Source organism: Variovorax sp. 10N412, from assembly GCF_056394985.1.
In genome coordinates this window covers 244373-258884 of the sequence record NZ_JBFTIO010000006.1, presented here as the reverse complement: position 1 = coordinate 258884, position 14512 = coordinate 244373, and the positions used below count along the sequence as shown (strand labels likewise).

Below are 14512 nucleotides of genomic sequence, written 5' to 3'. Positions count from 1 at the left end.
CCCGCTGCTCCTGAGTGTGTTCACCAGCCCGACAACTGCAACCCCGGGCGCAGCGCCAGCCGCCTCGCCTGGCCGGCGGCCAGTTCGAGCACGCTGGCCGCGCCCAGGCACATGGCCATGCGCATCGGGCGCAGGCCCTCGACCACGCGCGCGATGCCGCCGTGCCGGTCCAGAAAGACGACGTCGATCGGATAGCGCATGCCCACCGTGTGCACGGAGCGGCAGCGCGTGATCAGAAGGCCTTCGCAGGCGGACAGGCGCGGGCGCCCGAGCAGCCCGCGCGTGCGGTCCCAGCCGCGCTCGGCCACGCGCACGGGACCGAAGGGCTGGGCCTGGGGGGATCGGGACCGGAGGGAGACGATGCGCATGGAACGAGTTCGGGGCTTCAGAGTTTCTGGGTTTCGAGGAACTGCATCACCAGCGGGAAGAAGATGATGATGAAGGTCACAGGGAAGATGAAGATCACCAGCGGCCCGATCATCTTCACGGGCGCTTCCATGGCGAGCTTCTCGGCCATCTGGAAGCGCTCGGTGCGGCGCTGGTCCGAAATGGCGGAGAGCGTGTCGGCCAGGCTCGCACCGAGCGACTCGGCCTGGGTGAGGTTGGACACCAGGCTCTTGATGTGCTTGTTGTCCAGCCGGTCGGCCAGCGCATTGAGCGCGTCCATGCGGCTCGCGCCGGTGCGCATCTCGCGCATCATGCGGTCGAACTCCTGGCCCAGCGCGCCGCCCGGGCCCTTCTGCACCGCCTGCGCAATGGCGCCGGTGAGGCTCAGGCCGGCCTGGCAGCACAGCGTGATCATGTCCAGGTAGCCCGGCAGCGTGCGCAGGATGTCCTTCTCGCGCTTCTTGCGGCGGTCGCGCATCCACATCACCGGGTAGTACCACCCCACCACGCACGACGCGAGCGTGACCCACACCTTGGTGCCCGCCATCGCATCGAGCAGGCCCGCGGTCCACAGGCCCAGCGCGGCCACCACCAGCATCGAGACGCACTGCACCGCGATGAACTCCTCGGCCCTCAGCACGAACTCCAGGCCCGCGAGCTGCAGCTGGCGCTTGCGCTTGACCAGCATCGAGGTGGGCGCGATCTCCGACACATGGAACTGCAGGATGTTCACCACCGGCCACACCAGGCGCAGCATGCGCGGCAGCGGGTCCATGTGGGTGCGCTCCGAAGGCCTGGCCTTGCGGATCAGCGAGACCATGTACAGCAGCAGGATCACGCCCGTGGTCGCGCACAGGAAGATGATGGCCAGGAGGATGAGTGAACGCATGGTGCAAGCCCCCTGCTTCTCAGATATCGATGGCCACGATTTTTCGGATCATGGCGTAGCCCAGCATCAGCATGATGGCGATCACGGTCAGCACCACCCAGCCGATGGTCGTGGAGAACAGCAGGCCCATGGTGGGCTGCATCAGGTAGAGCACGCCCATCAGCAGCAGCGGAAAGAGCGTCATCACCAGGCCCTGGATGCGCCCCTGCGCCGTCAGCGCCTGGATGCGGCCTTCCAGGATGGCCTTGCGGCGCAGCGTCTCGGCCAGCACCTGCAGCGGCTCCGACAGGTTGCCGCCCACTTCCTTCGATACGCGCAACGCCACCACCACCAGCACGAAGTCCGGAATGCCCAGGCGCTGCGACATCTTCTGGATGGCATCGTCGAAGCTCACGCCCAGGCGCTGCTCCTTGAGCACCAGGCCGAACTCCTGGCCCAGCGGCCCCACCTGGTCGCGCACCAGCACCTGGATGGCGACCGACAGCGCGCTGCCGGCGCGCAGCGCGCTGGCAATGAAGAGCAGCGCATCGGGCAGCTCCGACTCGATCTGCTGCCTGCGCTTCTTGCGCTGCCAGGCGAACCAGCGCGCCGGCAGCAGGTAGAGCACCACCGCCGCCACCACGCCGCCGATCAGGTTGCCCGAGATGAGCCAGCCGATGCCGCCGCACAGCGCCACCAGGAAGGCATGGCCCGATGCGAAAGCCACCGCATGCTGCGCCTGGAACTCCGACAGGTTCAGCGTGCGGCGGCCGCTCGCCTGCAGCCTGGTCATCATCTTGCCGACCAGCTCCGGCGAGCGCTGCAGCAGCAGGTAGCCGCACAGCGTGATGAAGCCCATGCCGCACAGCACGGAGGCCAAGAGGATCATTCCCTTCATGGCACGGTCTCCCCGAAGAGGTATTCCAGGTCGAGCTTCAGGCCGTGCTCCTGCAGGCGCGCGAAGAACTCGGGCACGGTGCCGGCGGCGGTGAAGTGGCCCACGGTCTTGAACGACTCGTCCACGCCGGTCTTGCGGAAGGCATACACGTCCTGCATCTGGATCATCCCGTCGGCGAAGCCGGTGATCTCGGTGATCTGCGTGACCTTGCGGCTGCCGCACGGAAAGCGCGTAAGCTGCACGATCAGGTCGACCGCCGAGGCGATCTGCTCGCGGATCGCCGCCACCGGAATGTTCATGCCGGCCATGGTCACCAGCACCTCCAGGCGAGACATGGCGTCGCGCGGCGAGTTGCTGTGCAGCGTGGTGAGCGAGCCGTCGTGGCCGGTGTTCATGGCCTGCAGCATGTCCAGCGCCTCGCCGCCGCGGCACTCGCCCACCACGATGCGGTCGGGCCGCATCCGCAGCGAGTTGCGCACCAGGTCTCGAATGGCGATGGCGCCCTTGCCCTCGATGTTGGCCGGACGCGATTCGAGCGACACCAGGTTGGGCTGGCCCAGCGAGAGCTCGGCCGCGTCCTCGATGGTCACGATGCGCTCGTTGGGCGGAATGAAGTTCGACACCATGTTCAAGAGCGTCGTCTTGCCGGTGCCGGTGCCGCCCGAGACGATGATGTTGAGCTTTTCTTCCACCGCGATGCGCATGAACTCCACCATCTGCGCGGTGATGGAGCCGGTGCGGATCATCCCCTCGTGGCCCATGCGATTCTTCGGAAACTTCCGGATCGTCATGCTGGGCCCGCGCAGGGCCAGCGGCGGAATGATGGCGTTCACGCGCGAGCCGTCCTTGAGGCGCGCGTCCACCATCGGCGAGCTCTCGTCGATGCGCCGGCCCAGCGGCGTGACGATGCGCTCGATGGCGCCCAGCACCGCGATGTTGCTGGTGAAGGCGACGTTGGTGCGCTCCAGCCGGCCGGCGCGCTCGATCCAGATCTCGTCGAAGCGGTTGACCATCACTTCGGTCACGCTCTCGTCCTTGAGCAGCACTTCGAGCGGGCCCAGGCCGATGGCTTCGTCGAGCAGCTGCTGGCTCAGCAGGGCGCGGTCGAGCTCGGGCGGCAGCTCGCGCGTGTCGCGAATGATCTCGGCAATGAGCGCGCGGATGTTGGAGCGCAGCTCCTCGTCCTTCATCTGCGCGGTGTCGATGCGGCGGTTGTCCAGCTGCTGCAGCAGGGTGCGGTGCAGCGTGCGCCGCCACTGCAGCAGCGGGTCTTCGATGGCCAGCGAGGTTTCGGCCATCTGCGCGGCATCGGCCGCGTCCTGCGGGTCGCTGCCCGCCGGCCTGAGCGCCACGTCGAGCGACACCACCAGCGTGTGGCCGCCGATGATGATTTCCTCGCCGCCCTTCATCGGCCCGAAGCGCGTGACGCGGTTGCCGTCGACCCAGGTGCCGAAGAGGCTGCCCAGGTCCTGCACGAACACCTCCTCGTCGTGCAGCACGAACTGGGCATGCAGCTTGGCGACGTTCCAGCCCGACAGCACGATGTGGCTGGTGCTGTCCTTGCCGACCTGGAGTTCAGCGACGTCGATCGGGACCTCGCGCACGCCCTGCTGCGGAGAATTGACGAAGACCTTGTGCATGGCGATGGAGCCTCGGGGAGTCAGGGAGCGACGGGCTGGCCGGGCGTGCCGGCGGGGATGCCGCCGATGTCGGCGGCAGCGGGCGGCGGGCGCTCGCCGCGCGGGTCCGACCTGTCTTCGGTCAGCGTGCCGAAGTTGCTGCCCACGTCCTGCTCCAGCTGGCGCGCGCGCTCGATGCGCGTGCGGCTGTCCGCCGGGCCGACCACGCGCGGCGTGATGAACACCACCACCTCCTGTTCCTTGTCGGTGTCGTTGTCGGCACGGAAGGCGCGCCCGATGATCGGCGCCTTGCGCAGGCCCGGCACGCCGTCGCTGGAGCGGGTGGACTCGCGGCTCAGCAGGCCCGACAGCACGATGGTCTCGCCGGCCTTCACGTTGAACTCGGTGTCGGTGCGCCGGATCAGCAGGCCCGGAATGCCCTGCACCGCCACGCTGCGGTCGATGCTGCTCACCTCGGTGAGGATGCTGCCCGACACGTTGCCTTCGCCGTCGGCAATCGGCTTGATGTTCAGCCGCACGCCGTAGGGCTTGAACTCCACCGAGCCGGCGCCCTGCGTGCTGAGCGCGGGCAGCGGGATTTCGCCGCCGGCCAGGAACTTGGCCTCGCCGCCGCTGCGCGTCGAGAGGTTGGGCGAAGCCAGCAGGAAGGCGTTGCCGCGCTGCACCAGCAGGTTGATGCGCGAGGTCAGGCTCAGGCCGATGCCGAAGTAGGCCTCCGGCGTGCGGCGGTTCTGGCTCAGCAGGTTGGCGGTGTTGGCCCCGTTGAACGCCGAGCCGTCGGGCAGGATGCGGTAGCTGCCGCTGGAGGCGATGTCCGAGAACAGGCCGAAGTTGAAGCCGTCGCCGCCGGTCTGCCAGCGCACGCCCAGGTCGTCCAGCGCGGTCTTGCTGAACTCCACGATGCGCACCTGGATGTCGACCATGCGGTCCACGCGGATGCGCTCGGCCGTGGCCAGCGACACCACCGCGGGCGCATAGAGGTGGGCCACGGTGTTCAGGCGCTCGACCGCGGCGGGGTCCAGGCTGTTGCCGTCCATGATGATGCGTTCGCCGATGCGCCGGATGTTCACGCCCGAGATGCCGTGCGTGATCTCGCGCAACTCGTCGGCGATGCGGTCCAGGTCGACCACGTTGACGCGCACCTTCAGTTTGCGCACGGTGCCGTTCTTGTCCCAGACATGCAGCGTGCTGTCGCCCGCGTCCTGCGCGGTGATGAGCATGTTGGCGCCGTCGAGCACGCGGGCCTCGATGATCTTTCCGTTGCCGATGGCCACGCGCGCCACGCCCGGCATCTTGACCAGCACCATCTGCCCGACGTAGAGCGTGAGCGTGTCGGGCAGCCGCTGCATCACCGTGGCGCGCGCCGCGATGCGCGCCAGCTCGCCCTCGGTGATGGAGGCCGGCGGCGGCGGCGCGGCCGCACGGATGCCGGGCGAGCGTTCGCCGCCGCCCGAACCCGTGGCGCCGGTGGCGCCCGGTGCGCCCGAGGGCTGCGCCGAGGGCGCGGGCGCCACGGTGCCCAGGGGCAACGAGGGTACTGCGGGCATGCCGGGGTACGGACCCTGGGCCTGGGCCTGGAAGACAAGACACAGCGCCGTCGCTGCCAGGGAGCATCGCTTGAGATTCATCGAACTTTTCTGGAAATCAATAAAACGGGCACGCCTAAAGGCGAAGAAGGCGAAGTGGGGCGGCGTTCGGGGCGATGGGGCTTCAGCGCGGCAAGGCGTCGCCCGTCGGCAGCATGGCGCCCAGCCCGGGCGCACCAGGTATGCCCCGGTTGCCCGAACCGCCGACGATGTATTCGACGCCGGGGCTCGCGGGCCGCGCAGGTCCGCTGGCGACCATCGGCCGCGCACGCTGCGGCCTGAAACCGGCCACGATGGCGTCGAGGTCGACGGCATCGACGCCGCTGGTCATGGTGGCGCGGTCGTCGGGGTTGCGCAGCGTGGCGATGATCTTGCCCAGGCGCTGGGCCAGGATGAGCTTCTGCGCGTCCTGCGGCTGGATGGCGACGGTGACGGTGGAGTAGCGCTGCTGCGCATAGGGGTCGGTGTCGGCCGAGACGTCGGCGCGCTTTCGCATCGAGGCGAACTGCTCCGAGGTGATCTGGCCGGTGGCGCGCACCTCGACGTCCTGCAGCAGCGGGATCACCACCGAGGGATCGTTGGCGGCGGTCTTCTCGACCACATACATGAAGTCGATGCGGTCGCCGGCGCGCAGCATGCCCGAGATGGAACTGATCTCGTCCACCGGAATGGTGATGGCGCGAACGCCCTGCTCGATCTCCTGCGCGAAGACCTTGCGCGGCGTGGAGAAGAACGACGCGAGCAGCGGCTTGCCGGCGGCCACCGGCACGGTGAGCTGGCGGCCCGCGAACTGCGCGAAGGTCTCGGGCGTGAGCGCGTCGTTGTGCACGTACTCGTTGGGCACCGAGCGCTTGGCCACCATGCCGGGCAGCACCGTGGTGCCGTCTCCCAGCGCCTGGCGCGCCACGACCACGTCGCGGCGCTGGCTGTCGGCGTCCTTCTCCAGGCTGGCCGCAATTTCGCGCTCGCTGGCCCGAAGGTAGTACCAGCCCAGGCCCGCGGCCAGCAGGCCGAGCATCAGGGCACCGATGAGAGGGGACAGCCGTTTGACGCTTTGCTTGAACTTCAGAAGTCCCGGAGATGATTTCATGCCTGGCTACAAAGGATAGGAAAGGGTGTACGAATAGGTCGCCCAGGCATCGCGGAAGGCCTTGATGAGCAGCGCGATCACCGAGCGGTCGGAGCCGGGGAAGGTGGCGAACAGCATCACAGCCAGGATGCCGGCGACGATCACGTATTCGGCGATGACCTGCCCGCGCTGGGCGCGGCGGGAAGAAGGAGAAGGACGGCGTTGGCGCGGGCGGTGACGGGGGTGCATGGCGCGCGCGCTCATTCCGGCGTGGTCTGGCTGGCGACGATGAAGTAGGCGTCGTCGCGCCGGGTGATGGTCACGACCATCTCCTCGCTGTTGCGACGGAACACCAGCGCCGAGCGCAGGCCGCCCTCGACGGTGCGGTCCTGCAGCAGCGACCAGCCCAGGCGGACCATCTGTTCGCGCAGGTAGAGCGCATTGGTCTCCACGCTCACGCCGTTGGTGACGACGATGGTGCGGTTGCGCTGGCCCTCGTCGAAGGAGAGCGTGTCCGACACCACCTGCGAGCCGGCAGGGCGCGGAAAGCCCTTGCCGATGCGCTCGGCGCGCTCCTGCATGGCCTGCTCGCTCCCGGCCTTGTCGTAGACCACCGCGGCCACCAGCCGGCCCACCGTGCCCGACGGGCCCGCGCGCAGCTGCACCGTGACCTGGTACTCGCCGAAGCGCGCGCCGAGCACGCGCAGGGGGCCGACGGTGCTCACGCCGTAGCCCATCTTGTCGGCCAGCCATTTCTCGTAGTAGCGCGACACGGCCGCCACCGGTTCCGTCGACTCGATGCCGCGGATCTGCATGGGCACGGTGTTCTGCTCGAGGTACTCGGCGATCCAGAACACCTTGGCACCCGAGGGCCACGGAATGGCGGGCCAGTCGCGCTGCGGCGGTGCCGCGGCGGCCGCGCCGCACAGGCACAGCCAGGCGGCGGCGAACATCCATCGCAGGAGCGTTGCGGGCAGGCTCATCAGGGCAGCGTGTTGACCACGGGCGTCGGCGGAAAGGCGCGGTAGTAGCGGAAATGGTCCTTCACGCTGGCGCCGTTGCCCGTGCCGTCGCCGCCGGTCTCGCCGGTCGCGCCGGCCGGAATGCGCTCGAAGCGGTCCAGCGGCGTCTTCTCGAGTGCATCGCCCGGCGTGAAGCCCATGGTGAGGTTGTTCATGTCGAAGGCGGGATAGACCTGTTTGATCTGGTAGGCCGTCTGGTGCATGCCGCCGCGCAGCTGCTGGTAGAAGACGCTGTCGAGCAGCTTCATGGGCACCAGGCCGTCGATCTTGCTTTCCTCGCGGTTGGTGCCGCCGGCATTCCAGGCTTCGGTGAGCATGGTGACCTGCTCGCTCATGTCCAGCGCCGGCACCAGGTCGAACTTGGTGTTGGTCTGGCTCACCTTCACTTCGTGGCGCATGTAGCCGCTGTTCACGAACTGGAACTTGCTCAGCGAGCCCGTGATCACGTTGGAGCCCAGCGCGGCCTGCGCCTCCCGGATGCCGTTGAACACCACGTCGCTTGCATTCAGCAGCGACGGCATGGGCGCGGCCGTGCTCGATGCGGTGACGGCCGTGGTGCGGTAGTCGATGGGCGGCGCCAGCGGCTCGAACTCGGCGATGTTCGCCGCATGGATGGCAATGCCCGGCTCGGTGCGGTCGCGAAAGATATGGCGGCGCAGGTCGCGCGTGACTTCGGCATCGGTCTTCTTGATGGCGCCCGATGCGCCCTTGGCTTCCTCGGCCGTGATGCCCTGCGCTTCGGGCATCCACACGGTGCGCTGCCAGGCCACCAGCCTGGCGGCGGCCACGGTCTGCATGCGCTTGGTGCCGTACTCGGCAATCGCCGGAATTGCCGCCAGCGTGACGGCCGCGAAGCTCACGATGAGCAGGGTCTCGACCATGGCGTGACCGGCGACGGCGGCAGCGCCTGCACGCGCCAGGCGTAGTGGCATGCGTCGATGCTGGCGGGTCATGCGCGGGCGTCCTTCATCAGTTGCCGTTGTCTTCGTCGGGCGAGCCGCTGACGGCCGCGCCGCCCATGGCGATGGCGCGTGCCCACAGCGAGGGCTCCACGTTGTGCACATGCCAGTAGGGGCTGAACAGGCTGCGGTGCTCGATGTAGCCGCCGGCGAAGCCCACGTTGTACTTGCCGATCGACGCCGGATCGGACACCGCGTTGTCCCGGCGCGCCCAGCGGTCCTGCGGCCGCCGGAAGTAGATCTGCGAGGTCGACACCGCCTTGATCTCGCGGCCCTGGAAGTTGTCGCGCAGGCCCGCCTTGCCGTCCGCCGCGGAGTTGCCGAAGCCGGCGACCTCGCCCGTGCGCACCTTGTCGCCGCCCTTTCGCACCACGAGCGTGAACGCCGGGCCCTTGTCGGTGTTCTTGCCCCACTTGAGCGGGTTGGCGCCCTTGAAGCCGTTTTCGGCGAGCCAGTTGTCGGACTCGTTGGCCACCATCGGCGGATGGTCCTTGATGTCGACGAAGCGGGGCATGGCCCAGTTCTTCGTGAAGCTGGTGCCGATGTCGGTGCGCGGGCTGTAGTGCAGCTTGGCGTTGAACACCAGCACCGGCCAGGTGCCCGGCAGGATGCCGCCGTCCTTGTCGCGCGACGCGTTGTCGAAGGAGTCGCGCTCCATGTAGGCGGTGTCGCCCACCTCGCGGTTCAGGCCGCCGTAGGTGCGGCCTTCGCGGCTGTAGGTGCGCAGGGTCAGTCGCTGGCCTTCCCAGCTGCTCCTGTAGTTGGGGCCGCCCGCGGCGGCGGCGCCGGCGCCCAGGCCGAAGCGGCCGCGAAACGCGTCGCTGAGGCCGAAGATGTCGGTGTAGAGCACGCCCAGGGGCAGCTTGATCTCGATCGAATCGGCCGACTGCCAGCGGATGCGGCCGGTCTCGTCGCCGGGGAGGCCTTCGGTGGCGACGATCTCGGTGCCGCCCTTCCACTCGAGCAGCCCGCCCATCATGTCGCCGGTGATGTCGGCCAGGCCCGGCGGCGCGGTCGGGCTGCCGGAAATCATGCCCTGCATGGCACCCGACAGGCCCGTGGCGATCCAGTTGCCGATGTCGGGCAGGAAGCGGCGGTTCTTGGTCCAGTCGTCGCGCGTGGCCTGCGCGGCATGCGCGAAGCGCAGCACCTCGTTGAATTCGTCGTCGTTGAACGTGACGCTGCCCGACTGGTGATAGCTCTTGAGATAGAGCCCCACGTCGGCCACGAACTTGGTGACGAAGATGGCGGTTTCCGCCGGCGGCACCGACGCGTCGGGGTCGTTGGCGTTGAGTACGTCCTTCACGAGCTGGGGCAGCTGCGCCGTGGTGCCCACGAGCATGGCAGCCTGGCTGGCGGAGATGCCCTGGTTGAGCACGCGCAGCAGGTCGACCCCGATCTGCAGCGGCTTGGCCGAGGGCTCGACGAAGCTGGCGATGCGGTCGGCCGTGCGCTGCAGTCGCTGCGCGCGCAGGAAGTTGTTGAACCACGCCAGCAGGAAGATCGGGCCCACCACCGGCAGGCGGGCCTTCTCCAGATTGCGCGCGCCCTTCAGGCCCTCGGCGACCACCAGGCCCTCCTGGATGTTGGCCGCGCTGGTGATGAGCATGGCCACCGAGGTCTGCACGCTCGCCAGCGTGGCGATGCCCGCCTCGTTGGCGGCCATCGCGCGGTTGGTGTAGGCCAGGTAGTTGAGGCTGCGCGCCGTGAGCACGCTGGCGCTGTAGGTGGTTGCGTCGGCCGTGTTCTGCAGCTTCATCTTCTCGCGCGTGGAGGTGGCGGTGTTGTAGACCACCAGCACGCTCAGGAAGATGATCGGCAGCATCGCCACCAGGTACACGATCGCCTGGCCCGACTGGCGCCGGCGCGTGGGCGCGTGGGCGGGTGCCAGGGGGAGCGAAGCGCTACCTGGGGGCATCACGCGATGTCGGTCAGGCCGTGATGTGTGGCGCGCTGCTTATTTCGCGCCGTCCGCCCCGCCCTTGGTGTAGGTGCTCATGTTCATGTTGACCTGGGCATTGGTGGAAGCCTTGCCGGCGGCGGTCTGTGCGTTGGTGACTTCCGCGGAGCCCGTCTTGCCGCCCACTTCCTGCGCCATGCCGGCGACCTGGTTGCGCATGGTCTGGCCGAAGAAGCTGAACACCGCAATGGCGGCAATGGCGATCAGGCCGAGGATCACGAGGTACTCGGTCATGCCTTGGCCGCGGATCTTGATGTGCGAGGCGATACGGCGGCTCAGCGAGGTCAGACGAAGTGTTTGCATGAGAGAGTTTCCTGAAAGGTGGCTGAAAGGACAGCCGGATCGTAGGGACGCTCTCGCACTGCGTTCGATACACTTTTTGCGATTGCCGATACGAAATAACTTTCGCGAAACAGTTTGCAACTGGGCGTAAGAAATTCGCGGTCTTTAGTTCGCGGAACTCGTTGCACCCTCCAATCGCAGCTGGCTCTGCCTGCGAAATTCCGTGGGCGTCACGCCCTTGATTTCGAGAAACTGCCGATTGAAGTTCGACACGTTGTTGAACCCCACGTCGTAGCAGATCGAGGTGACGTAGCGGTCGCTGTGCATGAGCAGCAGGCATGCCTTGTTCACCCGCACCTGGTTCACGTAGCTCAGGAAGCTGTGGCCCGTGGCACGCCGGAACAGCCTGCCGAAGCGCCCCGCGTTCATGCCGAGCTCCGCGGCGATGTCGGCCGCGCTCACGTCCTTGGCGGGTTCGCTCGCGATGCGCGTCACGATGTCGTTGATGGCTTCCAGCGGGTTCTCCCCGTCGGTCTGCATGCCCGACAGCAGGCGGTAGTCGGTGCATTGCGCCATGTCGGCCAGGAAGTCGCAGAACAGGCTGAAGCGCTTCAGGCCGCGCGCGTCCTTCACCCGGTGCCAGTGCTGTTCCGCGCACGCGGCCATGCCGAAGAACTCGATGCCGTAGCGCGCGCGCTGGAGCATGCGCACGGCTTCCTGCAGCTCGGGAATGCGCTCGGCGGCTTCGAAGATCGGGTCGTGCAGGAACTGGATGACCAGGTCGCGCTGCGCCACGCCCTCGGCGGGCGCGTCCAGCGAGATCCAGTTGTGCGGCAGCTTGGGGCCGCACAGCACGAGGTGCCCGGGGTCGAAGGATCCGATCCAGTCGCCCACGAAGGCCTGGCCCGACGTTGCCACGATCAGGTGCAGCTCGTACTCCTCGTGGCAGTGCCAGCGCGCCAGCGGCGTGGGAAAGCCGTGCTCGAGACAGCGCACCAGCCCTACCTCTTCCGAGGGTTCGTAGCCCAGTTCGGTGGAACGGGCGAGCTCGACTTCGAGCTCGGGCAACAGTTGGCGCGGCGATCGCTGGTGTGAACTCGGCATGACTTTTCTTGAAGGACGGAAGGCATTTGCAGCGCTCGGATGCACGGCGCGAAAGCGCTGCAAACGGTCGCGGTCTTCGAAGTCGGCATGGCCCGCTTCACACGGGCCCGCAAGAGGTGTGCGTCAACCACTTCGGCGCGCCGGACGATAGTGGCGGGGCCATGCAATTGCCAGACCCTATGCGATCGACGGCAGAAGATATGCGCGCATGGCAAGCGCGTCCTGCAGGCGGCATGCACACCTGCCGGCGTTGTCTAGACAGCTGGGGCAACGGCAACTCCCTCTGTGATTTGCCGCTCAGTAGACGTGCGGGCCGTGGTTGTCTAGAAGCCGTTGCGATGCCGTCGCAAAGTCAGTTTTTTTCGCTCGTCCACGAAGGTTCAGGCCGCTGCCAGCACCGCCCGCACCTCCACGCCGTGCGCAGCCAAACGTTTGCGCAGCGCGAGCACCGCCTGGTCCTTGCTGATCAGCCGCGCACGCTGCGCGACCGCGAGATCGATGAACACCTGGTCGTCGGGGTCCTTGCACACGCACGGTGCACGCGGCGGCGTGTCGGCCACCAGATGCACGCGTGCGTCGAAGGCTTCGAGCACGCTGGCCGCAGCCATCTGCCGCTGCGCGAGGCGCTTCACGATGAGCGGGTAGCCGAGCACCCGCGCGAGTTCGCCGCGCATCGGCGCGGTGGCGAGCCAGCGCAGTGCGCCGGCCGCGAGCGCGGCGCGCAGGGGCACGCAGTCGGGGTTGTCGAACACCAGCAGGTCGAGCGCGATGTTGGTGTCGATGACGACGGGGGCGGGTTCTGTCAACGTCATGGAATGTGGGGGGAATACTCCCGATGTTGCACCATCGGGAGGTCGCGTCAGGCTGGTGTCGGTTCGCGGGCGGACAATGCCTGCGGCCGTACCCTCCCGCCTTCCAGCCTCTTATTTCTTCTTTCATGAAACGACTTCCGCTACTCTGCCTCGCCCTGCTCGCCTGCGCGGGTGCCCGGGCCGAGTGGCTGACCCTGGTGGGTTCGCCGGGCGACGCAGGCAACAGCTATGTGCAGGTCGATCCGACCAGCGTCGAAGTCGACGGCGCGCACCGCACCGTCAGGTTGCGCCTGAGCCTGGCGCAGGACCGCACCACGCGCGACGGCATCGTGTTCCGGTCGTTCGACGCCAGGGTCGACGTCGACTGCGCGGCGCGCAACGCGCGCTATGTGAGCGCTACCTACTTCGGGCAGCCGAACTTCGTGGGCGAGCCCATCGCGGTGCGGCACTTCGCCGACGACGACGTGCGCCCCATGACGCTGGGCAACGCGCCGCGCGACCTGGCGGGACGCACCGTCAACGCGGCCTGCAGCGTGCGGCCAAGGGAGCCGAAAGCGCCGCCGGCGGCCGAGGGCGAGCTACTTCCGCGCTGAGCCGGCCACCATGTCGAAGCGGAACAGCCTGCATTCGATGGGGCCGTTCCACATCGGCACGCGGCGCGACTCCTTCAGGCGCATCTGCCTGGGCAGCTTCAGGTCGGGCGTGAGCACCCAGGCGGTCCAGCCGGCGTAGTTCTTCTTCCAGTGGGTGGCGAGCTGCGGAAAAAACTCTCCGCCGTCGCCTTCTTCTCCGCCCGCACCCTGCGCGGTCTGCGCGGTCTGCGCCGATTCGCGCGCACCGGAGCGGCCCGGCCCGGCCACGCCGCCCACCTCGATGCGCTCGCCGTACGGCGGGTTGAGCATGATCACGCCGGCCTCGACCGGCGGCATGCGCTGCAGCGCGTCGCCGCCGCGGAACTCGATGGCCTGCGCCACGCCGGCGCGCTCGGCATTGCGTTCGGCGAAATCGACCATGCGGTGCGACACGTCGGAGCCGAAGATCGCCACGCTGCCCTCGCGCACCTTCGCGTCGGCTTCCTGCTTGATGGCCGTCCACACGTGCGGCTGGAACGGCAGCAGCTTCTCGAAGCCGAAGCGCCGCAGCGAACCCGCGGCGATGCCGCGCGCGATCTGCGCCGCCTCGATGGCGATGGTGCCGCTGCCGCAGCACGGGTCGTACAGCGGCTGGGCCGACACGTCGCCGGTTTCGGGGTTCCACCAGCCGCTGGCGGCCAGCATGGCGGCGGCCAGGGTTTCCTTCAGCGGCGCGTCGCCCTTGTCCTGGCGCCAGCCGCGCTTGAACAGCGGCTCGCCCGAGGTGTCGATGTAGAGCGTGCAGGTCTCGGTGGTCAGGTGGGCGAAGACGCGGCAGTCGGGCCACTGCGTCTCGATGCTGGGGCGCACGCCGTTGGCCTTGGCGCGGAAGCGGTCGGCAATGGCGTCCTTGATGCGCAGGGTGGCGAAGTTCAGGCTCTGCAGCGGGCTGTGCTGCGCGGTGGTCTCGATCTTGAAGGTCTGCTTGGGCGTGAACCAGATCTCCCAGGCCACGCCGTTGGCGATGGCGTACAGGTCGTTCTCGTTGCGGTAGGGCGCATGGGCCAGTTCGACCAGCACGCGCTGCGAAAGCCGGCTGTGCAGGTTGAGCTTCAGGGCGTCGCGCCAGTCGGCGCGCACGCGCACGCCGCCGCGCAGCGTGAGCAGGTCCTGCCCGGCGCGGCCGGTCAGGGCATGGACCTCCTGGGCGAGGAATTCCTCGACGCCGGCGGCGCAAGGCAGGAATAAGGAGAGATCGTTCACGGGAAATTTCGCTATCGGGAAGCCCGACTCGGGGGCTCCATTGTCGCCGCGTCACAGTCCTTCTCTATATAGTCAATTCGCCGATGACCC

The 14512-nt window shown here is 68.0% G+C and carries 15 protein-coding genes; 1 reads left to right on the top strand and 14 read right to left on the bottom strand.

Translation table 11 applies throughout. The features are described 5' to 3' along the window. Positions 1-20 precede the first annotated feature (20 nt). The 13 genes from AC1DJH_RS17080 to AC1DJH_RS17020 form a co-directional block, all read right to left on the bottom strand. Positions 21-368 carry a DUF192 domain-containing protein gene (locus AC1DJH_RS17080; protein ID WP_435439034.1) on the bottom strand — a complete coding sequence of 116 codons (348 nt, stop codon included), beginning with the start codon at positions 366-368 and terminating at the stop codon, positions 21-23. A gap of 17 nt (positions 369-385) precedes the next feature. Then, positions 386-1276 (bottom strand): type II secretion system F family protein, encoded by an 891-nt coding sequence (locus AC1DJH_RS17075; protein WP_472125232.1) that lies wholly within the window; start codon positions 1274-1276, stop codon positions 386-388. A gap of 19 nt (positions 1277-1295) precedes the next feature. Beyond that, on the bottom strand, positions 1296-2153 hold the full coding sequence (locus AC1DJH_RS17070) for a type II secretion system F family protein (RefSeq protein ID WP_478186477.1): 858 nt from the start codon (positions 2151-2153) through the stop codon (positions 1296-1298). After that, complete coding sequence (locus tag AC1DJH_RS17065) at positions 2150-3793, bottom strand: ATPase, T2SS/T4P/T4SS family (RefSeq protein WP_478186476.1); 1644 nt, start codon at positions 3791-3793, stop codon at positions 2150-2152. Before AC1DJH_RS17065 ends, AC1DJH_RS17070 begins: the two co-directional genes overlap by 4 nt. A 20-nt stretch (positions 3794-3813) precedes the next feature. Next, on the bottom strand, positions 3814-5421 hold the full coding sequence (locus tag AC1DJH_RS17060) for a type II and III secretion system protein family protein (protein ID WP_478186475.1): 1608 nt from the start codon (positions 5419-5421) through the stop codon (positions 3814-3816). Positions 5422-5503: 82 nt separating this feature from the next. Further along, the gene (gene cpaB / locus AC1DJH_RS17055) at positions 5504-6469 is read right to left on the bottom strand and encodes a Flp pilus assembly protein CpaB (RefSeq protein WP_478186474.1); all 966 of its coding nucleotides are present in this window, start codon (positions 6467-6469) and stop codon (positions 5504-5506) included. 6 nt (positions 6470-6475) lie between these two features. Beyond that, positions 6476-6697: a hypothetical protein gene (locus tag AC1DJH_RS17050; RefSeq protein WP_435439028.1), complete on the bottom strand. Its 222-nt coding sequence runs from the start codon at positions 6695-6697 to the stop codon at positions 6476-6478. An 11-nt stretch (positions 6698-6708) separates the two neighbouring features. Beyond that, complete coding sequence (locus AC1DJH_RS17045) at positions 6709-7431, bottom strand: hypothetical protein (protein ID WP_478186473.1); 723 nt, start codon at positions 7429-7431, stop codon at positions 6709-6711. Continuing rightward, positions 7431-8402 carry a hypothetical protein gene (locus tag AC1DJH_RS17040; protein ID WP_478186472.1) on the bottom strand — a complete coding sequence of 324 codons (972 nt, stop codon included), beginning with the start codon at positions 8400-8402 and terminating at the stop codon, positions 7431-7433. The genes AC1DJH_RS17045 and AC1DJH_RS17040 overlap by 1 nt, the downstream gene beginning before the upstream one ends. Before the next feature lie 37 nt (positions 8403-8439). Next, entirely contained in the window at positions 8440-10347 is a 1908-nt protein-coding gene (locus AC1DJH_RS17035) for a pilus assembly protein TadG-related protein (protein WP_472125248.1), read from the bottom strand. A gap of 39 nt (positions 10348-10386) precedes the next feature. After that, a complete protein-coding gene (locus AC1DJH_RS17030; RefSeq protein WP_435439024.1) occupies positions 10387-10692 on the bottom strand; it encodes a Flp family type IVb pilin in 306 nt (101 codons plus the stop codon). Between the two features lie 144 nt (positions 10693-10836). Continuing rightward, on the bottom strand, positions 10837-11775 hold the full coding sequence (locus AC1DJH_RS17025) for an AraC family transcriptional regulator (RefSeq protein WP_478186471.1): 939 nt from the start codon (positions 11773-11775) through the stop codon (positions 10837-10839). A gap of 380 nt (positions 11776-12155) precedes the next feature. After that, the gene (locus AC1DJH_RS17020; protein WP_478186470.1) at positions 12156-12587 is read right to left on the bottom strand and encodes a putative toxin-antitoxin system toxin component, PIN family; all 432 of its coding nucleotides are present in this window, start codon (positions 12585-12587) and stop codon (positions 12156-12158) included. A 125-nt stretch (positions 12588-12712) separates the two neighbouring features. On the opposite strand from AC1DJH_RS17020, the gene AC1DJH_RS17015 reads away from it, so the two are divergent. Continuing rightward, the gene (locus tag AC1DJH_RS17015; protein ID WP_472125256.1) at positions 12713-13180 is read left to right on the top strand and encodes a surface-adhesin E family protein; all 468 of its coding nucleotides are present in this window, start codon (positions 12713-12715) and stop codon (positions 13178-13180) included. Here AC1DJH_RS17015 and AC1DJH_RS17010 read toward each other — a convergent pair. Then, complete coding sequence (locus AC1DJH_RS17010) at positions 13166-14422, bottom strand: THUMP domain-containing class I SAM-dependent RNA methyltransferase (protein ID WP_478186469.1); 1257 nt, start codon at positions 14420-14422, stop codon at positions 13166-13168. The two genes, AC1DJH_RS17015 and AC1DJH_RS17010, sit on opposite strands and share 15 nt — an antisense overlap. Positions 14423-14512 lie beyond the last annotated feature (90 nt).

Coding starts and splice junctions, on each gene's coding strand:
- AC1DJH_RS17045 (WP_478186473.1), bottom strand. CDS start 7,431: ATGAGCCTGCCCGCAACGCTCCTGCGATGGATGTTCGCCGCCGCCTGG.
- AC1DJH_RS17030 (WP_435439024.1), bottom strand. CDS start 10,692: ATGCAAACACTTCGTCTGACCTCGCTGAGCCGCCGTATCGCCTCGCAC.
- AC1DJH_RS17070 (WP_478186477.1), bottom strand. CDS start 2,153: ATGAAGGGAATGATCCTCTTGGCCTCCGTGCTGTGCGGCATGGGCTTC.
- AC1DJH_RS17020 (WP_478186470.1), bottom strand. CDS start 12,587: ATGACGTTGACAGAACCCGCCCCCGTCGTCATCGACACCAACATCGCG.
- AC1DJH_RS17060 (WP_478186475.1), bottom strand. CDS start 5,421: ATGAATCTCAAGCGATGCTCCCTGGCAGCGACGGCGCTGTGTCTTGTC.
- AC1DJH_RS17040 (WP_478186472.1), bottom strand. CDS start 8,402: ATGCCACTACGCCTGGCGCGTGCAGGCGCTGCCGCCGTCGCCGGTCAC.
- AC1DJH_RS17035 (WP_472125248.1), bottom strand. CDS start 10,347: ATGCCCCCAGGTAGCGCTTCGCTCCCCCTGGCACCCGCCCACGCGCCC.
- AC1DJH_RS17050 (WP_435439028.1), bottom strand. CDS start 6,697: ATGCACCCCCGTCACCGCCCGCGCCAACGCCGTCCTTCTCCTTCTTCC.
- cpaB (WP_478186474.1), bottom strand. CDS start 6,469: ATGAAATCATCTCCGGGACTTCTGAAGTTCAAGCAAAGCGTCAAACGG.
- AC1DJH_RS17075 (WP_472125232.1), bottom strand. CDS start 1,276: ATGCGTTCACTCATCCTCCTGGCCATCATCTTCCTGTGCGCGACCACG.
- AC1DJH_RS17080 (WP_435439034.1), bottom strand. CDS start 368: ATGCGCATCGTCTCCCTCCGGTCCCGATCCCCCCAGGCCCAGCCCTTC.
- AC1DJH_RS17015 (WP_472125256.1), top strand. CDS start 12,713: ATGAAACGACTTCCGCTACTCTGCCTCGCCCTGCTCGCCTGCGCGGGT.
- AC1DJH_RS17025 (WP_478186471.1), bottom strand. CDS start 11,775: ATGCCGAGTTCACACCAGCGATCGCCGCGCCAACTGTTGCCCGAGCTC.
- AC1DJH_RS17065 (WP_478186476.1), bottom strand. CDS start 3,793: ATGCACAAGGTCTTCGTCAATTCTCCGCAGCAGGGCGTGCGCGAGGTC.